This window comes from Mesorhizobium sp. LMG17149 (genome assembly GCF_024518695.1).
In the GTDB taxonomy this organism is placed as follows: domain Bacteria; phylum Pseudomonadota; class Alphaproteobacteria; order Rhizobiales; family Rhizobiaceae; genus Mesorhizobium.
This window is the reverse complement of record NZ_JANIFL010000006.1, coordinates 202,322-222,438: the sequence shown is the minus strand read 5'-3', so window position 1 is coordinate 222,438 and position 20,117 is coordinate 202,322. Positions and strand designations below refer to the sequence as shown.

Genomic DNA, 20,117 nt, shown 5'->3' with positions numbered 1-20,117 from the left:
CCCCGGCGCCGCGTCGATACGCGTTATTGACGTTCTTTGCTTGGCTAGCCGCTCCTTGATATGGGTCTGCGCTCGTGCTGCTGGCGAGGATGGACCATGATCGAAAGAGGCGCCAAGGACAAAGACGCCCCATTCGATGAAGAAGCTGAGCTTCAGATCATGACCAACGAGAAGGTATGGTTGGCGATCATCGTGCTTGGCCCGACCGCAACCTATTTCGTCTACCTGTGGATCGTCCTGCTGTTCAGCGCGCTTCGGTAGCCGATCAATACTCGATATAGTCGACCGTCACGCCAAGCCCGGACAGAGCGACCCCGGACCCGGCAGAGTTGGAGTTGAGGATCAACACGTCCCCAGGCTCCAGATATGCGCCGGCCGGGCTCGCAGTGACCCCGGCATCTCGCGACACAAAGGCAGTGAACCCGGTTGCGGTCGTGTCGATTGTCGCAGCGTTCGCAGATGAGCCCGCCCGATACCGCCGCAGGATGAGGTTCCGGTAGTTGGAGCCGCTTGCGGCAACGTCGGCGAGCACCTGATAGCTGGCCCGGGCGACAAGGCACCGACGCCGCGCGACGAACACGCACTTGTTCACGGTGCCGGTCGCCGAGTAGTCGCCCGCGATCGCCGTGATGCTCTCGCCGAACGTGTGCTTCTGCGCATCCCCTTGAAAAGTGACGGTGCCCCTGACGCGGTTGTTTTTGCCCCACCGGATGGAGTAGGGGTGGAGGAGATATTCCCACCTTACCAGCCCCTCAATGGTACGCCAGACAGCCGTGCCGTCGGCAATCCGCTGGTCGGTTCCGCTCGGGCCACCCGACGCCGCAGAGGTGCCGGCAGTCATGCAGATAAAGTAGGCACTCCCATTCCTCCGCACAGCATCAACCGCATAAGGTGTAAAGGCAGCCCACGCGGCAATGGATGCGCTGCCATCGTCAGTCACGGACAGTGCCGTCCCGGTTGGTCCCCCGCTGCTTGCCGAACGGCCCTCGGTGGTCGCACGGTAGAAATTTCCCCCGTTCGTCACCATGGCGTTGCGCTTGTAGATCGTGTCGGCAGCCCACGAGGCAATTGCGGTGCTGTCCCCATTGAGGTTCACGCTGCCCTCAATGTCGCACTCATCGACGGTAGCGCAACCCGCTCGCTGGTGTAGCGCGGTGATGACAAGGTCAGCCTGGGTTGATCCTGAAGTGTTGTTGCCCCGAGTGATAAGGCGACGCACTTTTACGATCGATGGGGATTGAATACTGATGCCACCTTTATCGGAAGCCTCGATGCGCATTCCATCGATGTCGATATCAAGGTCTGACCATCCTATCTGATCGGCGTTGGCTACGCTTGAAAAGCAAGTAAAGGCGTGGTTGAAACCGCAGATCGCACGATAGGACGTTATGTCCTTGAGCTTCAGGTTGACGGCTTCGCGGATCCAGAAATACCCATGATCATCAAGCGTGATGTTCTGTAGCGTGATGTCCTGCACCGGACCCGTGCCTGCATGGCCGCCAGCCGCCCAATCCCACCCGATGTAGAAGGCAGGGGCCGTGGTCGAGCCGATGGCCGAGCCGCTGATGTTGGACAAAATAATGCGCTTGCTGACCTGAAAATTTCTGACAGCAGTACCGGCCACGTACTCTGCAAAAGTATCTGGCGTCGTCGTCTTGTAGTTGATGGTCGCGATGTTGCCGGTGTTGTGGACCGAGAAATCGCCGATCGACGCATCGATCTGGTCGTTGATATCTATGCACTGGTTAACGCGCGCGACCGATTTAAAGACCCCGCCTCGGATCACGACAAGCTGGCTTGTGCCGTCGAGATCGATCGCCTCCGAGAAGTCCTCGAAAATGAAGTTGGTCATCACGAAGCTGTCGACATAGCGGACATTGAATCCGCCTGTCATTTTCTGGTGACGATGGCCGTTCACCTGCACGTTCTTGCTGTTCTGAATGTGGGTATAATAGCCGCGACGGCCGCCACTCGACTCGGCCTTGGTGTTGATAAACCGCAGACCATCAACGCCCACGGCGTAAAGGAAACGCTGGTTGCTGTTCGTCGCGTCGCCGTCATTGTTGGAATCGAAGGTGACGCCGTCGAACGCGATATTCTTGCGTGCGCCGACTGTCATATTTTTGTCGGTCGAGAAGACCGGTTGAATGTCGGTAGCGACAACACTTGCCCGGCTCACGCCATGCAGCACTGCTTCATGTCCGCTGAAGGTAACATTGTCGGCGGTCAGTGCCACCGCGCGATAGACATTGGCAGTGGTGTTGCCGAGCGTGAATGGCGAGACCGAGCCGGGCACCATCTTGTAGATGCCGGACGGAAACTCTACGCCGCCCGAACCCAGATTGTGCGCGGTCTGCACGGCTGCGGCATCATCAGTCGAGTTGTTTTTCCGGGCACCCTTCTGCGAAGCCGTCGGCGTGTCAGAGAGCGTGTATCCGACGACCGTCACGCCATCGTGCAAGGTGATCACGAGGTCGCCGGTCGTCGTGCCATTTTTGCGATAGACGCCGCCGCTGCCTGCCACCTGGTTGCCGTCGTAGAATGCCGTGCGGATGTAGTCGGGCGCGACATCCGGCGAGAATGCTTCAGCCGTCGCTTTGGTAGCGAACTGAGGATCCATGACGGTCGTCATAGCGCCCGTTACGAGATCGAGAATTTCCTGTGCCGCCTCCTGAAGATCGCCGACGGCGTCGTCGGAGAGGTAGAAGCTGATCACGATATTGTCAGTCCCGATCACCGGGTTATCGGTCTGAAAAGCGTAGACCTTGCTGGAGTTCGCGTTGCCCTGCTGGACATGCACCGTCGTTCCCTTCTGCATGGTGCGCCTGGTGCGGGCATCGGCGGCGCGGAACCATCGGCCTTCGCTTACCGTATAGATACCGTTTTGCGTCAGGTCGGCCTGGTCCTTGACCAGCACGCGGTCGCCCACCTCCGTCGCCACCCCGTCGATGGTATGAAGGCCGGAAAGCGCAATGCTGGCGGTCGTCGCCAGGCGAACAGGTTCGCGCTCGCCGGTCAGAAGGCGAACGGCGGCGGCTGAAGATCGGGCCATGCTGGCGTGCTCCATGAAAAAAGCCCCGCGAAGCGAGGCTGAAAAGAGATTTTGGTCTTGAGATAGAGGAGGCAGGCCTTTGGATCAGCCGGCAGATATCAACTGCGATTGTGATGGCATTGGCAGCGTCCAGCTTCCATGCAGCATCAAACCTCCTGAAGCCGCACAACGGCGTTCCAGCCATAGGTCTTTGCCGCGACGCCGATAACGGTCACCTCAATTCCGGAAGCCCCCACGGCGACGGAGGCGTCGAGTGAAGCGGCGTCGGTCGCATATTCGCCGATCACCGTTTTGGTGATCGCACCTTCGACCGCCAGGGTTCCGCCCGTGTTGCGGATCACGCCGGCGAACACATAGCCGGCGCTGGTCGACGACGAACCATCCGTGCGGCGGGCAGCGACATCGGCGGTGAACTTCACGCCTTGCCCTGGCCTGATCGGAACAAAGCTGTTTCCGGCTTCGAAGATCATAAGAACGGGCGTTGCGTCCGGCGTCGACTTATAGCCCTTGAAAAGATCGCCGCCCCGGTTTCCTTCAATCAGCGCCATGTGCGATCCGTCATCGGTTGGCTTGCCCGTCGCCGTACCGGAGTAGATGTTGCCCCGCACCTCGACGTTTGGCGAGGATCCGCTGATTTTCACATCGTTGACGACGCTGCCGGTCGTCGCCTTGAAAAGGCCACCCGTCGCCTTCTGCCGTTCGCCCGATAATGTCGACAGGGCGACATAGGACGATCGCGCATCCGCGATGCCTGCATGGGTTTGCGACATGTCGCCGTTCAATCGAACGCCAATGGACGCCGCCGCGCCGCCCATGTCGACAAGCGTGTCGGCCGACACAATGGTTTCATCCGCCGCGCTGAAGACGCCGTAGGCATTGGCCTGGGTAAACCCAAAGATGCGGCCGGCACCAATCCTGACGCCACGCGAGATCTGTTGCCCGGCCGGGGTTTCGATATAGATCCCCTGATGCGTCGCCTGGATGTCGAACGACAGCAGGCGAAGATCTTCGATATGATGGCCGGTGCCGGCGCGAATGCCTTGCTGCACGCCTTCCGTCACCAGGCTGCGCACCTCGATATCCTTGGCCCCTCGCAGCACCAGGCCATAAAGGCCATCCCTGGATTTGGCACTGATGCGAAGGCGTTTGTACTTCAACACCGATCCGGCGGGCGCAGCGCTGCGGGTGAAGGCGACGGCCGCGCCAAGCTGAACGCCGCCAAGCTGCGTCCAGTCGATATCCACCTCGATATCGCTCACCGGCCAGTCGTCGTCGCTCTCTGCATCGAAACCGTTCAAATAGGCACTCACGCGAGCGCGGCGGACAAACACGTGACTTGTGCCGGAAACCTCGTCGTTGATGGTGACGATGTTGCGCGCCGTATCGCCCTTGGCGTCGTCGATGTAGACCCAGCTGGAATCGGCAATGCGGTAGTGGTCGCCTTGCGTACCGGTGAGCGTGCCATGCTCGATCGTGACGCCGGAGATGCCGCTGATGTTGAAGACGCCAAAGCCGTTCGCAGCCGCGACATGATTCCAGGCGCCATTGACCTTCGGCGCGATGATACGGTTGTCGCCCTTCAGGTTGAAAAGGTGCGTGGCGTCCTCGGTGCGCTGTAGAAGCGCCTTGTCGTCAAACTCGACCGTCAACCCCTGCGGAATGTCGATATTGCCGGCCAGCGAGAATGTGCCAGCCGGGATGATCAGCCTGCCCTGCCCGGCGGCAGCAATGGCGTTGACAAACGCGGTCCTGTTGTTACCGGCTGCCGTGTCGGCGCCCGCCGCGCGAATGTTGATCTCCTTCGACCTCGGTGCGTTGACGATGTCGAAGCCGGCTCTTGCTCCACCTTGCAACGTGATCGCCAGACCGCCCCCGCCCGCCGAAATGGTGCCATTCTTCCTGTAGAGGGCTTGGCCGTCGCCGACCTGCGAATAGCCGGCAGTCCTGATATAATCCGGCGCGATCGCCGGTGAGTACGCCTCCGCCGTCGCCTTGGTCGCGAATTGCGGATCGAGCACGGTTGTCATGGCGCCCGTCGCCACATCCGCCGCCGCCTGGGCCTGGTCGATGATGCCTTGCGCGGCTGCCTGGATATCGCCGACGGTGTCGTCGGACTGGTAAAACGACAGCACAATGTCATCGGTGCCGATCACAGGGTTCAGCGTCTGGAAGGCAAAGCTGCACTCACCCCGTCAACCGTTTTTTGAGAAAAAATTCCTAGACCGGTCGGAACTCCCACTCGGAGCGACGCTGGCAAAGCGCATAAAACCCTGCTTTTGCCGGTGGCTGGTCATAAGCCGGCAGGTGTGAAATCATTCGTCGAAGCTCATGGAATGATTCCCGTCGTACGGCCTTGTGGGAGAGGACGATGGACAGACCAGCCATGGCATCCGTGTTCAGGATGCGGCATGCACCGGCCACGGTTTCCGGGGTGCGCAGCACCGGCCAGGGTCAGGCCGATCCAGTCATCCGCGTGCGTTCGCTGGGCGAAGCCATCCGTTTCGTCGCCAACGCCTACCCCCAATACGACATCGGCGCCGTCGCCATCAGCTGTGGGGATGTTTCGATCAGCAGCCTCGGCAACCTGGAGGCCAAGGCGCTGTGGCGCGAATATGGCGAACGGCTGACGCAGGAATAGGCGTTCGCCCGCAGCCTTTCTGGAGCGGAAATGCCGCTCGCGCGTTTCAACCCCAGCCACGGGAGCAATCGCCATGAATGTCGCCAACCTGCAACTCGAAGGCCTGTTGATGGCCGTCGCCTCGATCAACCGCCTCCTGGTTCAAAAGGGGGTGCTGACGGCGGAGGAAATCGACCTGGCCCTGCGCAAGACCGAGGCCGGCGAAACCAACCAGGAGCGATCCGAAGGCATGTCCGCGTCCAGCCGCGACGCCGTCAACTTTCCGATCCGGCTGCTGGAACTCGCCAACCAGTGCCAGCCGGAGGCGGACATGCCGTCCTTTTCGAAGCTGGCCCGCATGGTCGGCAAGATAAAGGAACCCTACAACGACCAGCTGTGAGCGGGGCCGGCGTGCGTCCGCGGTGGCCCGCTGTCCTCGCCTCAAGCCCTGCCCGGCCATCCCGAATTGAGCGAAAGCACCTTGCCCGGTCCATGCACGGCCGCAAACAGCAGTCCGGCCAGGAACGAAAAATGGTCGACGAAGAAGCCGAACTCGGCCTGGTTGCCGGCCCAGTGGCTGGGTCCATGGAAGGCAAAAGCGAGGAACAGCACATAGGCGGCGGCGACCAGGGCTGCCTGCGAGAAGAAGGCGCCGGTCAGGAAGCACAGCACCAGCGCAACTTCCAGGATCGCCGCGCACCAGGCCAGGAACAGCGGAAACGGAAAGCCGGCAGCGGCGATATAGCCGGCAGTGGCCGCCATGCCCATGAATTTGAAGGTCACGGCCATCAGGAAGACGCCGGCGAAGATCAGCCGGGCGACGACAAGGGCCGCGGTCTGCCACGGCGATTGAATGATTTGCGACGACATGCTCGTTCTCCAGCTTCGCAGGTTGCTCGCTCCTAGGACGCGCGGCGGGCGCCAGCTCCGACACGCCAGGCCAATTTTTCTCGACAGGATCGCAGAGGGGTTTCGAAGCGTCACACCCGTACGGCAAGAGCGATTTTCGGTTTGCCGGCTGACGGCATATTATTGCTCGCTCCAAGGGGGAATCGGACATGGCCAAGGCATTGACCATCGGCTCACCGCGGCATCCGGCGACGAGCACCGTCTACGAACAGGAATGCAGGGATATGCTGGTTCCGCATCTCGACGCCCTGCTCCGCAAGGTCGAGGCCGCCGGCTGGGACCGCGGGCAGGCCGCCTCGGCGCTCATGTATCTCGCCGCGATGCGGCTGAAGCCGGCCTGACGACACGCCGGCCCGAACGGCTTTCCGGCGCATAGCGATGTTGAAACTTGTTGGTAATCACGGACGTGATATCGTTAGTCGGGGCTAATGCACCGGTGTGTCGGTGCAGGGATTTTGGGTGGGCTGAAATTTGCGCACGAGCGTCAGGTTTGGGGCGACATCTCATGGCGAGCGGTCGGCACCGCTGGAGTGCAGCGGCTGCGGCGGCGCTGGTCAGGTCTTCGAATGCCCCCGCTGGACGAGTTCCAACGGCCATTGCTGCCCCGCCGGCACGCACCGGCGCGGCTGCCCCGGCCTCAGCGCGGCATGCTCCGAATGTGACGGCGACCACGCTGCCGCCGCCGATACCATGCGGCCCTCGGCCTGATACACGCCTATCGCAGCCCAGGCCGTGTCGTCTGGTGGAACCGGCGGCGCCAATCTGTGTTATGTCGTGTTGATCGCGGGCGCCGAAGGCTGCGCGTCCCCGACAACAGAAAGCGAGGCCTGAGATGGCTGACGACAAGTCGAAGACGAAACAGGACCGCAAGCAGGTCTCGAGTGAAGAGCCCTACGAGGTTGCCGCCTTTGCCCGCAAATACGGCATCCCGCCAAGCGAGGCACAGACCATCATCAAGCGCTACGGCCCCTCGCGCAAGAAGCTCGACGCCCATATGGCGGCCCGCGGCTAGCCGAAACCATTTCGCCTGGGCGGCGTTGAAGATGCTGCGGGCCGCGTCAATCGGGCCTGATGGTACGGTGAACAGGATGTCTTTTTCCCGGTTTCTCATCCTGGCCAACGAAACGGCAGACGAGCATCTGTCCCACCCGGCCGGCAGCGCCACGCATTGAGGGAGGTCGCCATGTCCGACACCATACGCAGGACCGGCAGCTGCCTGTGCGGCGGCGTGCAGTTCGAGGTTCACGGCCCGCCGCTGCGCGTTGGCCTGTGCCACTGCAAGGATTGCCGCAAGGCCGGCGGTTCGGTCTATTCGGCCTTTGCCATCTGGCCGCGCGAGGCCTTCGAGACCACCGGCCTCGTCAGCTCCTATGGCACGCGCAGCTTTTGCCCGACATGCGGCGGCCGCGTCGCCTGGGTCGACGACAACGAGGCCGAGGTGGCGATCGGCAGCCTCGACATCGCGCCGACCGATCTCGTGCCCGAATATGAATTGTGGACCTCCAGGCGCGAGACCTGGCTGCACGCTCTGCCCGGCACCGAACAGTTCGAGCATGACCGCCCAGCGCAGCACAACGCCGAAGCGCCGACGCCGAGATCGCTGTCGGACATCGACGCCGAGATTTGATCTCCTGGCAAGGGAACCCTGTCCTGCCGGCGACGTTACCGATCGCCTCTCACGCATGTCGCCAGCGACACTTGCGGCAATCATGGAGACGACCGTTGAACGACAAGATGTTTCCCCGCCCCATCAGGCTGAAATTCGCGCCTGAGCGCGAGCGCATCATCCGCAGCGCCTGGGAAGGGCTGGAATGCCTCGGCGACTGGCCGGCTGGCCAGGGACGGCGCTACCGGGCGGCGTTGCGCAGTTGCCGCGATGCGCTGGATGGCTGGACGCCGGCGGAAAAAGCGATGCGGGCGATGATCGACGCCGCGCGCGAAGCAAAACTCCTCCAGTAGTTGGAAAACAGGACATGTCCGAGCTCATTTTGCCCACACCGATGCGGATCAAGCCGCATGGGTCGGACACGATCCGCGACGTCGCCACGCTCAAGGATGCCAGCGAAATCCTGATCGACTGGCCGCAGGCCAAACGCGGCCCGTTCTACCAGGCGGCGCGCGAGAAGGTCGAAGCAGCCCTGGATAACAATGCAGGTGCTGCCGAGGCACAGGAAGCGTTCGCGGCGCTCTGCAGCCACTCCGGCGTCTTGGTGCGATAGCGGTTTCAATGAAAAGAAGCAGGCGGGACATCGTGCCTCGCCTGCTTCACGCAAATCGTCCTGATCACCCGCAATAGTCGATCGATTATTCCGGCGGAAGCTCGCCCTGTACGATCGGGTGTGAAGTTTCAAAGCCAAAACTCTTCGGCGCCAGCAAAATCAAGGCAATCACGATGGCAATCGAGGCAAGCAACGTGGCTGTGGTCGCAATATCTCTCACGATAATCTCTCCGAATTCCAAGTCGTGAGAGAAACGCTCCTGAGATAACGAGGTTCCATTAGCTTGCGCGATAATACCAGCGAGCGGAGGTTATTGCTTCGGCGGCTGGGGCGGCACTTCACCCGGCTTGATCACCGGCGTCTTGCCTTCGTTCGGCGCCGGCGCCGCCATGCCCTGGTCGCCCGTCGGGGGCGGTTTCAGCACGCCGCCGCAATCGTTGAGCTTCGCGGTCAAATTGCCGTCATCGGCCTGCTGTCCAGGCTGCTGTTTTGCCCCTTGCTCGGTCTGAGCCCTGCATTTGTCGGCCTGTGCCTGGCTGTCGTTCTGCTGCTGGGCCGCGGCCGGCACTGCCAGCGCCAGCATGAGGCCGATTGGCATGATGGCGAGAATTCTCATCACTGCCTCCTTCTTTCTTTCACGGTCGCCCGCGGCGACCTTCCTTTCAAAGGGACAACGCCTGTCGATGAAAAAGGTTGGCCGCCTCGCCGCGCGGCATTGCAACCAAACCCGTTTGCCGGCCGTTGCGCGTGCCGGAGGCGATCATGTTCGAAGGTTTTCAAGGCGCGGAAATCGACACCGGCGATGCCGGCATATTCTGCCTGCGCGCCGGCGGCGGGCCACCGCTGCTGTTGCTGCACGGCTTTCCGCAAACGCATCTGATGTGGCGCGACATCGCCCCCGCTCTGGCCAGCCGGTTCAGCGTCGTCTGCGCCGACCTGCGCGGCTATGGCCGCAGTTCGTGTCCGGCATCCACTCCCGACCACGCCCCCTATGCCAAGCGCACCATGGCCGCCGATATGATGAGGCTGATGGAGAAGCTGGGTTTCAGCAGCTTCATGGTCGCCGGCCATGATCGCGGAGGGCGTGTCGCCTACCGCATGGCGCTCGATCATCGGGGCAGCATCGACAAGCTCGCCGTTCTCGACATCGTGCCGACCGCCGATGCCTGGGACCGGGCCGACGCCAGGCTGGCGCTGGGTTATTGGCCATGGTCGCTGCTGGCGCAGCCCGAGCCGTTGCCGGAAAAGATCCTGTCCGGCGCCGCCGAGGCGATCGTCGACAATGCGCTCAACGGCTGGGGCTCGTCGTCATCGGCGTTTCCAGCCGAAGTGCGTCAGGCCTATGTCGAGGCCTTGCGCGCGCCTGCCCACGCCCATGCCATCTGCGAGGAATATCGGGCGGCAGCCACGCTCGATCGCGAGCACGACCATGCCGACAAGGCAGCCGGCCGGCGCATTCGCTGCCCGCTGCTGGCGCTATGGAGCGGTCAGGGCGCGTTGGCGCAATGGTATGCCGGCGAAGGCGGGCCGCTGGCGCTGTGGCGCGGCTGGGCCGACGATGTGCGCGGCCAGGCGATGCCAGGCGGACACTTCTTTCCCGAGGAGAATCCGGCGCGGACGGCCGATCTGCTGGCCGGCTTCTTCGGTGAAACCAGTCACGGCATCTCTCGGCGAACGGGATTACCTTCGCCCTCCCTTTGATCGGGCCGAGGCCCCCTCCTTCTCCGCCTTTGCCTGACTGCCTTCATCACCGGCGGCAAGGCCGGGCCCGCGTTCGAACCGGCGCAGAAAGCCGGCAACTATCAGCACGATCAGCGTGCCGAACCCGGCCACTTGCCAAAGACCCAGTCCGCAGGCGACGCCGATCGCGCCCGCCAGCCACATGCCGGCGCCGGTCGTCAGCCCATGCACCTCGCCGCGCGAAAACATGATCGAGCCGGCGGCGAGGAAAGCGACGCCGGCGGTCACCGCCTCGACCACCCGGATCGGATCGACCTTGACCGATTCCCCCGCGAACATCGGCGCGTGCACGATCTCGACCGTCAGGATGCCGAAGGTGGCGGCGGCGACGCAGACGAGAATATGCGTGCGAAGTCCGGCCGGGCGATTGCGCCATTCGCGTTCGAAACCGATGACCGCGCCATAGAGGGTGGCCAGCAACAGCCGCGCCGCGATGACCGGAAACGAGGTGTAGGTGGAATGGCCGAATTCCTCGACGAGCTGTTCCATGATGTCCCCTCCAAAAGCTTGACGCCACAACGCGGCCACCGGGTCGCGGTTCCTGAATCCACGGCCAGGTGCGGCAAGGATGCGGCCGCTTTTGAATACGCATCTGCCAAAGGGAGGTTGATGGAGCCAATCCTCAAGGCCTCAGGACGTTTCGGTTTCGGGCACGTCGGCGCCGAGCTGCGGAACGATGATCGAAGCCAGCGGCGCCGTCAGGGACCATTTGAGATGGCCCGGGCTGCGATCCAGCACCGCCAAGCCGTTCAGCGATTGCGGCGCGACCCGTTGCAGGACGACGGTGCCGAAACCCTTGCGCGTGCTTTCGTCCCACCGCTCTCCCTCGCGCACCGGCATCGTCTCGTCCCACAGCAGATGGATTTCCCGCTTGTCAGAAACGCCTTCAACGATCCGCCAGGTGATCTCCAGCCGCCCGGCCTCGCTCGCCAGCGCGCCATATTTTGATGAGTTGGTGCCGAGCTCATGAAATGCCATGCCGAGATTTTGCACGGCATTCGGCTGCAGGGTCAAAAGCGGTCCCGACAGCGATACCCGCGCCTCGTGACCGAACGGCTTGAGCTGCTCCTGGGCGAGGTCGAAGAGGCTGGCGCCGGCCCATTCCGAGTTCACCAGCAGATCGTGCGACCGCGACAGCGCCATGATGCGGGAGCGGATCAACTCCTCGAATTCACGCGGATCGGTCGAGCGTTTGCTGGTCTCCCTGATCATCGAGAGGATCACCGCGAACTGGTTCTTGACGCGATGGTTCACCTCGCGGAGCAAAAGCCTGATCCGGCGCTCGCTCTCCTTGCTGGCGGTGATGTCGCGGGCGATCTTCGAGGCGCCGATGATCTCGCCGGACGCGTTCCTGATCGGCGAAATGGTCAGCGACACGGCGATGAGGCCGCCATCCTTGCGCCGGCGGATCGTCTCGTAGCTGGCCAGCAGCTCGCCCCTGCGAACCCGGCTGATGATGTCGGTCTCTTCATCCTTGAGATGATCGGGGATGAGCATGAGCACGGAGCGGCCGACGGCCTCTTCGGCGGTGTAGCCGAACATGCGTTGCGCCGCCGCGTTCCAACTGGTGATGATGCTGTTCAGATCCTTGCTGACGATAGCGTCGAAGGACGAATCGACAATCGCCGCCAGCCGCGCATCGGCGGTGATGGCGATCAAGGCATCACGGCCCGCCAAATCTGTCACTGTCGACCCCTTCTCCCTCATGCGCGGATCGCGCGCATGGCCACCAATGCGCCGCGGTGCGTTTTGGTTGCAATCGCCTCCAACATTCCTCCCAGGAACAGTCCGGGCAGTTCATGTCCGGAACCTTGCGCGCCTGCGCGAGTTGCACCCGACACCCCCATGGACGGCTCAATAAGGAGGCACACAATGAGCGACGGCAACAGCGATCTCGACCGGGTCTGGAAACTGATGGACAGGATCGGCTTCTGTATGCTCGCCACTCGCGAAGGCGATGACATCCGCTCGCGACCGATGGCGGCGCATGTGGTGCGCGACGAAAACGCCGTCTACTTCCTCACCGATGTCGACAGTCACAAGGATGACGAGATCGAAGCCGAGCCCAATGTCGGTCTCGCCTTCGCCGATTCAGGCGGCCAGAAATATGTTTCCGTCAGCGGTCTGGCGGCGGTTTCGAACGACCGCGCCAAGATCAGGGAGTTGTGGTCGACCCCGGCCAAGGCCTGGTGGGACAGTGCCGATGATCCTTCGATCCGCGTGCTTAAGGTGACGCCGAAAGACGCCCAGTATTGGGACAGCCCCGGCACCGTGGTCAGCTATGTGAAGATGCTGGCCGCAACGGTCAGCGACAGCCGCCCGGAAATCGGTGACACCGGTAAGGTCAGGATGTAGCCGGACGGCGTTGAAAATCACGACATCAGTCAGATGTACGAATGCCGGCGGGTCGCATTTGACATATTGCTGGCGGCATACCGGTGCGGATCAGTCTGGCTTGGGAGGGTCAGGGGCATTCGGCACTGGATCGGCGTCAGTATCCCTTTGCGGACAGTCCTCATAGCTGTGGTCGCGCCCGCCGCAGAAAGAACAGCACATGGCCTCGCGATCCCCGTTTCCGGGCCGCCATTGCGGGGTCTCGTAGGGCTTCCTCCCATCCATCCCCAGCAATGCGCGACGAACCATTTGGTTGCGCCGCCACAGACGGCCAGCCGGCGGTTGCGGAACCACCCGCCGGGATGCGAGTTTCGGCCGATACTTCCATTCGAGGGAATAGCCATGCCGATGCACCGAATTGCCTTGATGACGGCAGCGATCCTGCTGGCCGCGACCGGCCTTGCCGAAGCCAGGCCCGACACCCGCACGATGAGTTGCGACCAACTCCGGCAACTGCTCCAAAGCCATCATGCCGTGGTGCTGACCACCGGACCCAACACCTATGACCGCTATGTCAGGCAGTTCGGCAACGAATGCGACTGGCCGGAGGTGCCGATGTCGGCCTATGTCCCGACCCGCGACGGCAGCTGCCCGGTCTACCGCTGCGAGGAACCTGTCACCAACTTTCCGGACTGACACCGCGCTTCCAATCGGCTTTGCCGCCCCCGTGCGTTGATCCCGGCGCGCGAACCGGCTAGGGGTGGGGCGCAACGTGCATTTTCCCGCTTCGTCTAATGGTAGGACAGCGCCCTTTGAAGGCGTGAATCGAGGTTCGAGCCCTTGAGCGGGAACCAGCAACCAAGCGTTCGGCTGTTCAAAAGCTGCGCGCAGGGCTGGCCAGCCGGCATCAGCGTATTAGCGAACGCTTGTATTTCGCCCCAAGCAGGATCATCATCCGGACCGTCAGTGGCTTCAAGGGGTGCAGCGCCATGGAACTGAGTTGCTTTGACGGGGGCGTCCTTGCATCGACGATGTCCCTGAACATCACGGCGGTTTTCATAATATTGGCCGCATTTGCCGCATTTCGGCTGGTTGCAATGTCAGGCGAAGGTTCTGTCGACCAACTCCAGACGGCGTAGCCCGCAGAGAACCTCCCGTGCAGGAGAAGGCATATGGCCGTCCGAAAGGTGATAGCCGTGAAGGACTGGTCTTGCGGCATGAGCGACGAGCTCGGCCGCGTCGTCCTGACCATCAACCCGACCGAGGGTGAGCCCATCCTGGTTTTGATGACAATCTTCCAGGCGGCAAGGATGGCCGGGGAATTGCGGGCTCCGGAACTCGTCTCCATACCTCGGTGACGCAGCGCCCCTGGGCAAATCGGATCAAGCTCGCCGGGGCAGCCCCAACGCCCTCCCCAGCGAGCCCTGTTGCTCCGTTACGATGAACGATGGAGCAATTACTGCTTTACGGATCCGGGCGCCGTTAAGTTGCGTCCCGCTCCTGAAACCATTTCGCGGACCCTGCGTTGACCACCGGGCCGACACAGGAGACATCTCATGACCGTCAACTGCCGCATATCGATCGACAACCGGCCGGAGGCCACGGACGCCGTTTTCCAGGCGGTTCCCCGGATCGGCGAAAGCGTTGCGCTGTCGATCGACGGAACCACGCAGGATCTGCGGGTATCGCGCGTCGTGCACGTCACCAATGGCAGCCTGGAAGGTGCCGCGATCGTCGTCGAAGTGACGACCAACATCCTCTGAACCGAGAGTCTCGTCCCGGTACGCCAGCCGGCGCCGCGTCGCGGCAACTGCCGACCGGCCTGCGGGACCAGGCGGCTCAGGCGCGGTGAACCGCCCTACTCCTTGCCGCCGTCGGAAATGCCGTTGCCGCCGGCGATTGGCAGGATGCCGAAGTCTTGCGACTTCGTCCCTTGCTCCGCCGTCAGGAAGCCATCCGAGGCAAGACCACGCCGCAGCAATTCCCTGACGGCGGCCGAACGGCTCGGCATGCGCTTGTCGAAGCGCCAGTTTTCCAGCGCCGCCAGCTCGTCTGACGTTAGCATGATCTGCAACCGTTCCGGGCGTTCCAGTTCAGTCATCGCGCTTCCCTCGCTCCGCACCATGAATACGTAGAATGAGTATTCAACTTACTCAACTCATAGTTAGGAAACCGCTCCTAGCGCGTCAAGACCTCGCGATGGGTGAACCGCTTGTCATGCTCATGAAGAGCCTGATGCGTATTCGGCGTAACACACACAGTTGCACAACTATGCTAACTATTTGATTTGTTTGGGTATTATTTAATTAGTGACTTGCCAAGCCCAAGCCCCTGCCGCATTGTGCAACCTGAACAGAAAACCATTCCCTTTGGGAGGTTTCGATGCGGTATGATTACTCGGCGCGACTGCGCGATGACGTCCGTTCAGCAGTCCAGGTCGCCTTCAGGAAGACCGGCATCGTCAGCATCACGGCGGTGGCGGAGCATGTAAGGGTCAGGAATCTGGCCGAGAACGTCGCCCTCGAGGACGTCGAATACCTTGTCTTCCAGGCAGCCCAGCTGATTGGCGCGGCAATTGAATTCGACGGGCTCACCAATTTCGACGGCGTAGCTGGTCTGTTCGTGGATGGCCTCGGTGGCGACGATGGTGAGCGCGTCAACGCCCAACTCGACAGACCTGGTGAGGCCACCCTGCAGTAAGGCAATTCCGGCTGAACGCGCATTTGTCCCGTGCCAGTCAAGGCGGCCTCCTCAAAGGGCCGCCCTGCTGTTTCCGTACCTTGGACCGAAGCCGTTCCGTCAGGCGGAGCCGGCGATTTGTGAGGCGAAGTCGCGATAGGGGCGCAGCGGGCGGCCCAGAAGCGTGGTCAGGCGCTCGACGTCGCCGGCCTCGGGCAGCATTCCGTCGGTCAGGAACCGTTCGCCCATCAAGCGCATATCGTACGCCATCCAGGCAGGCAGGAACTGCTTGAGGTTCTGCTCGAAACCTTCGGTGTTGTCGCCGCCGTAGCTGATCGGGCGGGCAAGCACGTCGGACCAGATGGCGGCGATATCCGTCCCGGTCAGTGTCTGCGGACCGACGAGGTTGATCCGCTCCAGCGCAAGCGGCTCCGCGGACCGTTCGCGACGCAGCAACTCGAGAGCGGCGATCTCGGCGATATCACGCACATCGACCATGGCGAGCCCCTTGGCGCCGACCGGCATTGTGTAGGTGCCGTAGCCGGTGATGACGTCTTCGATCATCAGGTCGTTCTGGATGAAATAGGCCGGGCGCAGGATCGTGGCCTGGAAGCCCATCTGCTCGATCATTCGCTCGACGCCGAATTTGCCGGCGAAATGCGGCACGTTCACATAGACGTCCGCATGGATCACCGAGAGATAGACGATCCGCTCGATGCCCGCCGATCGGGCGACGTTCAGCGCGACCAAAGCCTGGGTGAATTCGTCCGGCACCACGGCGTTCAAGAGGAACAGGGTGGAAACGCCGGACATGGCTTTGCGCAGTGAATCGACATCGAGAAAATCGCCTTGCGCGACCGATACGCCTGCCGGAAAGCTGGCTTTCGACGGATCGCGGACGAGAGCACGGACGTTGGCGCCGCGCTTGACGAGGTGTTCGACGACTTGGCGGCCAACATTGCCTGTGGCGCCGGTAACGAGGATGGTCATGGAATTTCTCCTGTTGGGTTGCTTGACAGGCCCAATATGTGTGGCTCACAAACAGTCAAACAGGCCGAAATTTTAGACGCGCCGTCTCACTGGTGGAACACTCATGGATCTTCTGGCCCTCACCGATTTCAACCTCGTTGCCCGCCATGGCGGTTTCGGCAAAGCGGCAAGGGCCACCGGCCGGCCCAAGGCAACCTTGTCGCGGCGGGTTGGAGACTTGGAGGGCAGCCTTGACCTGCGCCTGTTTGAACGGGGCGCGCGCAACCTGAAGCTGACCGAAGAAGGACGGGCGCTCTTCGAGCGGACGGGGGTATTGCTTGCCGAACTGGACGAGACGGCTGCGGAGATCGCCTCGGGCGGTCGGAAGCCCAAGGGCAGATTGCGTATCAGCGCGCCCCTGCTTTTTTCTCAGACCGCGATGGGGAGGATCGCCGCGGGATTTACCCTCAAATTTCCGGAGGTGAGGCTGGAGGTCACGACGGAGGACCGGGCTGTGGACATGATCGAGGAAGGCTACGACCTGGTGATCCGGGTCAACCCGGATCCCGACGAAAGCTTGGTCGGACGGGCGTTTCTCCGCGACCGGCTGGTCGTCGTGGCGAGCCCTCAACTTCCTCGCACCGGTGGTCCGGCCCCTGGCGTTGCGCGCGGGACAGGCGAACGGCAAATATGGCACGTGAAGACAGAGGCTGGCCGGTCGGCGATAAAAATCGAGCCGGTCCTCGCTTTGGGAACGCTCATTATGGTGCGCGATGCGGTGCGAGCGGGGGTCGGGGCAGCACGTCTTCCCATTTCGTTGGTGGCCCACGATTTGGCTGACGGCACACTGGTGAATTGGGGAGACATTGACGGCCCTGAGATCGCTCTGTGGACGCTCTACCCGTCTCGGCGGCTGCTCAGCCCGCGCGTGTCGGCTTTCCTGGACTTTCTGAAACAGGCCTTCCCGAACGGGACGCCGGACGAACTGGCCGCCTATATCGGCAGGTGATGCCCGGCCGCTTTCAGCGCACTGGGAGCCTGGGCAGCGTCACGTCACCTGCCAGCCTGCTTGGCAGAACATGCCGCAACCTCCGATCCACTCGTCGACAGAACCCGGCAAACAGGCCGATCGCACCGGCAGGCGCCGTTTCGCGAACGATTGTTTTCGGTGTGGAACAAACTGGGTGCATAGAGGTTTTGGCCTCGCCGCACTCAGGAGGACGTGGTGAAGGCTCTGCGCAGTCTCCTTGCCGAACTGTCATCCAACTGGCTCAGGCGCCGCAAGGCGCAAGCGTCCAACACCGCTGGGAATGCCAAAGCCACGCCCAGCGTTGCGCCGCAGGCGTCAAACCAGCGTGCCGCTCATAGGCCCAAGCCTCCGTCCACCCGCGATGTCGCCTCCAACATGTGAGCGAGCTGCAAAGGCCATGATGATGCTGAATCGCCTGACTACGGATCCACTTCTCCGCCTTTTCATCGGTATAATTGCCGGCACATTGGTTGGAGGCGGTGTCGGCGAAGTGGTCGGCAACCATATCATGGCCGATCCCCTTGTCGGCGCATCCGTGGGCGCTTTTGTCGGCGCCGCGATTGCCGGAGTGATCCTGGCCGTCGAAGAATAGCGCCGCCGCATGGTGAGCAGCCATGGGGCGGCCGCGTCGTCTTCAAGCCATCGGCATGCGGCCGAACACCCTGTGGGAATTGAGCGATCGGCTGCTATAATTCCTGGACCCTTCCCGGAGAACGCCTGCCATGACCCTGAAAACACGCAAGCTCGGCAGCCAGGGGCTGCAGGTCTCGGCCATCGGCCTCGGCTGCATGGGCATGAGCCAGTCCTACGGGCCGGCCGACGAGGCCGAATCCATCGCCACGCTGCACCGCGCCATCGAACTCGGCTGCACCTTCCTCGACACCGCCGAGGTCTATGGCCCGTATACCAACGAGGCATTGCTCGGCCGGGCGTTGAAGGGCAAGCGCGGCCAGGTGACGATCGCCACCAAATTCGGCTTCCGCATCGAAAACGGCAAGCAGGTCGGCACCGATAGCCGGCCCGAGCACATTCGCGAGGTCGTGGAAGCCTCCCTCGGCCGCCTCGGAACCGACCGTATCGACCTGCTCTACCAGCACCGCGTCGACCCGGCGGTGCCGATGGAGGATGTCGCGGGCGCCGTCGGCAAACTCGTCGCGCAAGGCAAGGTGCGCTTCTTCGGCCTGTCGGAGGCCGGCGCGGCCAACATCCGCCGGGCGCATACCGCGCACCCGGTGTCGGCGGTGCAGAGCGAGTATTCGCTGTGGGAGCGCAATCTGGAGCCGGAGATCATCCCGCTGCTTGGCGAACTCGGCATCGGCCTGGTGCCGTTCTCGCCGCTCGGTCGAGGTTTTCTCACCGGCCAGGTCAAGCGCGCGGAAGACTATCCCGACGGCGATTATCGCCGCAACGACCCGCGCTACCAGGGCGAAAACTACGACGCCAATGTCGAGGCAGCCGCCAAGGTGCGCGACATCGCCGCTGCCCGCGGTGTCAAGCCCGGCCAGGTCGCGCTGGCATGGCTGCTGGCGAAGGGCGACGGCTTTGGCATCGACATCGTGCCGATCCCCGGCACCAAGCGCACAAAATACTTGGGAGAGAACGTCGCCGCCGCCACAATCAAACTCGATGCCGCCGAGATGGCCGCGCTCGACGAAGCGCTTGCGCCGGGAAAAGTCTCCGGCCCGCGCTACACCGAGCGGGGCATGGCGATGGTCGACCGGTAGGGGGCGCCGCCCGTCTCGCTCTGAGGGCAATGCTCTCGCTCAACCCTTCGGCGGCAGCTGATGTCAAATCGGCTGTCGGCTCGGCTTTATCAGCCAATGTTTCAGCTGGTCGGTGGAGCGTTGATCGCAAATTGCGCAGCGAAAGCCCTGATGTAAGCAGGCCGAGCTTCACCGCGCGCTACATATGCAGCAAGGTTTTGATATTCGTCCAAAATGCCCGACATTCTTAGTCGCAGCAGCACCGATACCATCAACAGATCGCCCGCGCTGAATGCATCGTCGAGCCACTCGGCGGCGTCCAGACGAGCCGAGAGCCTGTCGAGACAGGCGCGAACACGATCCTTCACCAATGGCAAACGCTCCTCGCTCCAGGGCTTGTCAGCTTCGAATATCTTTGCCGTCGTTAATTCGAGGATCGGCGGCTCGACTGTGTTAAGTGCGGCAAACATCCACGTGATCGCACGCGCGCGGGCATCGCGATCGCCGGGCAGCAGGCCCGCGTGCTGCTCGGCAAGGTGAAGGATGATCGAGCCGGTCTCGAACAGTGAGAGAGAACCCTCCTCGTAGGTGGGGATCTGGCCGAAGGGATGGAGGGCCAGATGGTCCGGCGCCTTCATCTGCGCGAAGGAAACAAACCGAACCTCATAAGGCAGCCCTACCTCTTCGAGCGCCCAGCGAACGCGCGTATCGCGCGCCAGTCCCTTGCCGCGATCGGGCGATCGCTCAAATGCCGTGATGGTGATTGTCATCGCATCGTTCCTGATTGGGCGAATTCTTCGGCTCCCTATCGTGAAGACGAATGGGCCTCCCGGAAATCGACATCGGTGTGAACTATTTTCCGCAA

Annotated in this window: 27 protein-coding genes and 1 tRNA gene; 18 read left to right on the top strand and 10 right to left on the bottom strand. The window is 62.4% G+C overall.

The window, feature by feature from the left end; translation table 11 throughout:
• Nucleotides 1-96: 96 nt before the first annotated feature.
• The gene (locus NP945_RS15920) at nt 97-261 is read left to right on the top strand and encodes a hypothetical protein (protein ID WP_256746887.1); all 165 of its coding nucleotides are present in this window, start codon (nt 97-99) and stop codon (nt 259-261) included.
• 4 nt (nt 262-265) lie between these two features.
• Here the strand turns inward: NP945_RS15920 and NP945_RS15915 are convergent, their stop codons facing one another.
• Both NP945_RS15915 and NP945_RS15910 read right to left on the bottom strand, forming a co-directional pair.
• A complete protein-coding gene (locus tag NP945_RS15915) occupies nt 266-3,067 on the bottom strand; it encodes a hypothetical protein (protein WP_256746886.1) in 2,802 nt (933 codons plus the stop codon).
• A gap of 131 nt (nt 3,068-3,198) precedes the next feature.
• Nucleotides 3,199-5,205 carry a hypothetical protein gene (locus NP945_RS15910; protein ID WP_256746885.1) on the bottom strand — a complete coding sequence of 669 codons (2,007 nt, stop codon included), beginning with the start codon at nt 5,203-5,205 and terminating at the stop codon, nt 3,199-3,201.
• Nucleotides 5,206-5,420: 215 nt separating this feature from the next.
• Between NP945_RS15910 and NP945_RS15905 the strand changes: the two genes are divergently transcribed.
• On the top strand, nt 5,421-5,690 hold the full coding sequence (locus tag NP945_RS15905) for a hypothetical protein (RefSeq protein ID WP_256746884.1): 270 nt from the start codon (nt 5,421-5,423) through the stop codon (nt 5,688-5,690).
• A gap of 73 nt (nt 5,691-5,763) precedes the next feature.
• Nucleotides 5,764-6,069: a hypothetical protein gene (locus tag NP945_RS15900; RefSeq protein ID WP_127398150.1), complete on the top strand. Its 306-nt coding sequence runs from the start codon at nt 5,764-5,766 to the stop codon at nt 6,067-6,069.
• 41 nt (nt 6,070-6,110) lie between these two features.
• On the opposite strand, the gene NP945_RS15895 is transcribed toward NP945_RS15900, so the two are convergent.
• Nucleotides 6,111-6,539, bottom strand: a complete 429-nt coding sequence (locus tag NP945_RS15895) for a DoxX family protein (protein ID WP_256746883.1) — start codon at nt 6,537-6,539, stop codon at nt 6,111-6,113.
• Nucleotides 6,540-6,727: 188 nt separating this feature from the next.
• On the opposite strand from NP945_RS15895, the gene NP945_RS15890 reads away from it, so the two are divergent.
• From NP945_RS15890 to NP945_RS15870, 5 genes are all read left to right on the top strand, one after another.
• Nucleotides 6,728-6,919, top strand: coding sequence for a hypothetical protein (locus NP945_RS15890; RefSeq protein WP_256746882.1), 192 nt, complete (start codon nt 6,728-6,730; stop codon nt 6,917-6,919).
• A 491-nt stretch (nt 6,920-7,410) separates the two neighbouring features.
• Nucleotides 7,411-7,590: a DUF3606 domain-containing protein gene (locus tag NP945_RS15885; protein ID WP_023813816.1), complete on the top strand. Its 180-nt coding sequence runs from the start codon at nt 7,411-7,413 to the stop codon at nt 7,588-7,590.
• Nucleotides 7,591-7,761: 171 nt separating this feature from the next.
• On the top strand, nt 7,762-8,205 hold the full coding sequence (locus tag NP945_RS15880) for a GFA family protein (protein ID WP_127382568.1): 444 nt from the start codon (nt 7,762-7,764) through the stop codon (nt 8,203-8,205).
• A gap of 95 nt (nt 8,206-8,300) precedes the next feature.
• Nucleotides 8,301-8,537: a DUF982 domain-containing protein gene (locus tag NP945_RS15875; RefSeq protein ID WP_023813818.1), complete on the top strand. Its 237-nt coding sequence runs from the start codon at nt 8,301-8,303 to the stop codon at nt 8,535-8,537.
• 14 nt (nt 8,538-8,551) lie between these two features.
• Nucleotides 8,552-8,797, top strand: a complete 246-nt coding sequence (locus tag NP945_RS15870; RefSeq protein ID WP_127331690.1) for a DUF982 domain-containing protein — start codon at nt 8,552-8,554, stop codon at nt 8,795-8,797.
• An 85-nt stretch (nt 8,798-8,882) separates the two neighbouring features.
• Here NP945_RS15870 and NP945_RS15865 read toward each other — a convergent pair whose 3' ends face one another.
• Together NP945_RS15865 and NP945_RS15860 are read right to left on the bottom strand one after the other, a co-directional pair.
• The gene (locus NP945_RS15865; RefSeq protein ID WP_256746881.1) at nt 8,883-9,017 is read right to left on the bottom strand and encodes a hypothetical protein; all 135 of its coding nucleotides are present in this window, start codon (nt 9,015-9,017) and stop codon (nt 8,883-8,885) included.
• A 90-nt stretch (nt 9,018-9,107) separates the two neighbouring features.
• A complete protein-coding gene (locus tag NP945_RS15860; RefSeq protein ID WP_256746880.1) occupies nt 9,108-9,413 on the bottom strand; it encodes a hypothetical protein in 306 nt (101 codons plus the stop codon).
• 146 nt (nt 9,414-9,559) lie between these two features.
• Between NP945_RS15860 and NP945_RS15855 the strand changes: the two genes are divergently transcribed.
• Nucleotides 9,560-10,498 carry an alpha/beta fold hydrolase gene (locus NP945_RS15855; protein ID WP_256746879.1) on the top strand — a complete coding sequence of 313 codons (939 nt, stop codon included), beginning with the start codon at nt 9,560-9,562 and terminating at the stop codon, nt 10,496-10,498.
• On the opposite strand, the gene NP945_RS15850 is transcribed toward NP945_RS15855, so the two are convergent.
• Together NP945_RS15850 and NP945_RS15845 are read right to left on the bottom strand one after the other, a co-directional pair.
• Nucleotides 10,478-11,026: an MgtC/SapB family protein gene (locus NP945_RS15850; RefSeq protein WP_127271137.1), complete on the bottom strand. Its 549-nt coding sequence runs from the start codon at nt 11,024-11,026 to the stop codon at nt 10,478-10,480. The two genes, NP945_RS15855 and NP945_RS15850, sit on opposite strands and share 21 nt — an antisense overlap.
• Nucleotides 11,027-11,167: 141 nt before the next feature.
• Nucleotides 11,168-12,223 (bottom strand): PAS domain S-box protein, encoded by a 1,056-nt coding sequence (locus NP945_RS15845; RefSeq protein WP_256746878.1) that lies wholly within the window; start codon nt 12,221-12,223, stop codon nt 11,168-11,170.
• Between the two features lie 186 nt (nt 12,224-12,409).
• On the opposite strand from NP945_RS15845, the gene NP945_RS15840 reads away from it, so the two are divergent.
• The 5 genes from NP945_RS15840 to NP945_RS15820 all read left to right on the top strand — a co-directional run bounded on the left by NP945_RS15840 (nt 12,410) and on the right by NP945_RS15820 (nt 14,634).
• Complete coding sequence (locus tag NP945_RS15840) at nt 12,410-12,892, top strand: pyridoxamine 5'-phosphate oxidase family protein (RefSeq protein ID WP_127269199.1); 483 nt, start codon at nt 12,410-12,412, stop codon at nt 12,890-12,892.
• Nucleotides 12,893-13,273: 381 nt separating this feature from the next.
• Complete coding sequence (locus tag NP945_RS15835) at nt 13,274-13,567, top strand: hypothetical protein (protein WP_256746877.1); 294 nt, start codon at nt 13,274-13,276, stop codon at nt 13,565-13,567.
• An 84-nt stretch (nt 13,568-13,651) separates the two neighbouring features.
• Nucleotides 13,652-13,725, top strand: a tRNA-Gln gene (locus tag NP945_RS15830).
• A 318-nt stretch (nt 13,726-14,043) separates the two neighbouring features.
• Nucleotides 14,044-14,229, top strand: a complete 186-nt coding sequence (locus tag NP945_RS15825) for a hypothetical protein (protein ID WP_256746876.1) — start codon at nt 14,044-14,046, stop codon at nt 14,227-14,229.
• 198 nt (nt 14,230-14,427) lie between these two features.
• Nucleotides 14,428-14,634 carry a hypothetical protein gene (locus tag NP945_RS15820; RefSeq protein ID WP_013530768.1) on the top strand — a complete coding sequence of 69 codons (207 nt, stop codon included), beginning with the start codon at nt 14,428-14,430 and terminating at the stop codon, nt 14,632-14,634.
• Nucleotides 14,635-14,729: 95 nt separating this feature from the next.
• On the opposite strand, the gene NP945_RS15815 is transcribed toward NP945_RS15820, so the two are convergent.
• Entirely contained in the window at nt 14,730-14,972 is a 243-nt protein-coding gene (locus NP945_RS15815; RefSeq protein WP_256746875.1) for a hypothetical protein, read from the bottom strand.
• A gap of 281 nt (nt 14,973-15,253) precedes the next feature.
• On the opposite strand from NP945_RS15815, the gene NP945_RS15810 reads away from it, so the two are divergent.
• Complete coding sequence (locus NP945_RS15810) at nt 15,254-15,571, top strand: hypothetical protein (RefSeq protein WP_127269194.1); 318 nt, start codon at nt 15,254-15,256, stop codon at nt 15,569-15,571.
• Nucleotides 15,572-15,670: 99 nt separating this feature from the next.
• Here NP945_RS15810 and NP945_RS15805 read toward each other — a convergent pair whose 3' ends face one another.
• Nucleotides 15,671-16,540, bottom strand: coding sequence for an NmrA/HSCARG family protein (locus NP945_RS15805; protein ID WP_256746874.1), 870 nt, complete (start codon nt 16,538-16,540; stop codon nt 15,671-15,673).
• A gap of 103 nt (nt 16,541-16,643) precedes the next feature.
• On the opposite strand from NP945_RS15805, the gene NP945_RS15800 reads away from it, so the two are divergent.
• From NP945_RS15800 to NP945_RS15790, 3 genes are all read left to right on the top strand, one after another.
• Nucleotides 16,644-17,528, top strand: coding sequence for a LysR family transcriptional regulator (locus NP945_RS15800; protein ID WP_127331678.1), 885 nt, complete (start codon nt 16,644-16,646; stop codon nt 17,526-17,528).
• A 418-nt stretch (nt 17,529-17,946) separates the two neighbouring features.
• A complete protein-coding gene (locus NP945_RS15795; RefSeq protein ID WP_256746873.1) occupies nt 17,947-18,141 on the top strand; it encodes a hypothetical protein in 195 nt (64 codons plus the stop codon).
• Nucleotides 18,142-18,271: 130 nt separating this feature from the next.
• Complete coding sequence (locus NP945_RS15790) at nt 18,272-19,273, top strand: aldo/keto reductase (RefSeq protein ID WP_256746872.1); 1,002 nt, start codon at nt 18,272-18,274, stop codon at nt 19,271-19,273.
• Between the two features lie 101 nt (nt 19,274-19,374).
• On the opposite strand, the gene NP945_RS15785 is transcribed toward NP945_RS15790, so the two are convergent.
• Nucleotides 19,375-20,022 carry a glutathione S-transferase family protein gene (locus tag NP945_RS15785; RefSeq protein ID WP_256746871.1) on the bottom strand — a complete coding sequence of 216 codons (648 nt, stop codon included), beginning with the start codon at nt 20,020-20,022 and terminating at the stop codon, nt 19,375-19,377.
• Nucleotides 20,023-20,117: the final 95 nt, after the last annotated feature.

Bases quoted from the DNA above. Each gene is read 5' to 3' on its own strand.
- NP945_RS15920 (WP_256746887.1), top strand. From the start codon at position 97: ATGATCGAAAGAGGCGCCAAGGACAAAGACGCCCCATTCGATGAAGAA.
- NP945_RS15850 (WP_127271137.1), bottom strand. From the start codon at position 11,026: ATGGAACAGCTCGTCGAGGAATTCGGCCATTCCACCTACACCTCGTTT.
- NP945_RS15840 (WP_127269199.1), top strand. From the start codon at position 12,410: ATGAGCGACGGCAACAGCGATCTCGACCGGGTCTGGAAACTGATGGAC.
- NP945_RS15915 (WP_256746886.1), bottom strand. From the start codon at position 3,067: ATGGAGCACGCCAGCATGGCCCGATCTTCAGCCGCCGCCGTTCGCCTT.
- NP945_RS15905 (WP_256746884.1), top strand. From the start codon at position 5,421: ATGGACAGACCAGCCATGGCATCCGTGTTCAGGATGCGGCATGCACCG.
- NP945_RS15900 (WP_127398150.1), top strand. From the start codon at position 5,764: ATGAATGTCGCCAACCTGCAACTCGAAGGCCTGTTGATGGCCGTCGCC.
- NP945_RS15790 (WP_256746872.1), top strand. From the start codon at position 18,272: ATGACCCTGAAAACACGCAAGCTCGGCAGCCAGGGGCTGCAGGTCTCG.
- NP945_RS15855 (WP_256746879.1), top strand. From the start codon at position 9,560: ATGTTCGAAGGTTTTCAAGGCGCGGAAATCGACACCGGCGATGCCGGC.
- NP945_RS15870 (WP_127331690.1), top strand. From the start codon at position 8,552: ATGTCCGAGCTCATTTTGCCCACACCGATGCGGATCAAGCCGCATGGG.
- NP945_RS15815 (WP_256746875.1), bottom strand. From the start codon at position 14,972: ATGACTGAACTGGAACGCCCGGAACGGTTGCAGATCATGCTAACGTCA.
- NP945_RS15895 (WP_256746883.1), bottom strand. From the start codon at position 6,539: ATGTCGTCGCAAATCATTCAATCGCCGTGGCAGACCGCGGCCCTTGTC.
- NP945_RS15820 (WP_013530768.1), top strand. From the start codon at position 14,428: ATGACCGTCAACTGCCGCATATCGATCGACAACCGGCCGGAGGCCACG.
- NP945_RS15800 (WP_127331678.1), top strand. From the start codon at position 16,644: ATGGATCTTCTGGCCCTCACCGATTTCAACCTCGTTGCCCGCCATGGC.
- NP945_RS15860 (WP_256746880.1), bottom strand. From the start codon at position 9,413: ATGAGAATTCTCGCCATCATGCCAATCGGCCTCATGCTGGCGCTGGCA.
- NP945_RS15835 (WP_256746877.1), top strand. From the start codon at position 13,274: ATGCCGATGCACCGAATTGCCTTGATGACGGCAGCGATCCTGCTGGCC.
- NP945_RS15795 (WP_256746873.1), top strand. From the start codon at position 17,947: ATGATGATGCTGAATCGCCTGACTACGGATCCACTTCTCCGCCTTTTC.
- NP945_RS15890 (WP_256746882.1), top strand. From the start codon at position 6,728: ATGGCCAAGGCATTGACCATCGGCTCACCGCGGCATCCGGCGACGAGC.
- NP945_RS15885 (WP_023813816.1), top strand. From the start codon at position 7,411: ATGGCTGACGACAAGTCGAAGACGAAACAGGACCGCAAGCAGGTCTCG.
- NP945_RS15810 (WP_127269194.1), top strand. From the start codon at position 15,254: ATGCGGTATGATTACTCGGCGCGACTGCGCGATGACGTCCGTTCAGCA.
- NP945_RS15825 (WP_256746876.1), top strand. From the start codon at position 14,044: ATGGCCGTCCGAAAGGTGATAGCCGTGAAGGACTGGTCTTGCGGCATG.
- NP945_RS15805 (WP_256746874.1), bottom strand. From the start codon at position 16,540: ATGACCATCCTCGTTACCGGCGCCACAGGCAATGTTGGCCGCCAAGTC.
- NP945_RS15785 (WP_256746871.1), bottom strand. From the start codon at position 20,022: ATGACAATCACCATCACGGCATTTGAGCGATCGCCCGATCGCGGCAAG.
- NP945_RS15880 (WP_127382568.1), top strand. From the start codon at position 7,762: ATGTCCGACACCATACGCAGGACCGGCAGCTGCCTGTGCGGCGGCGTG.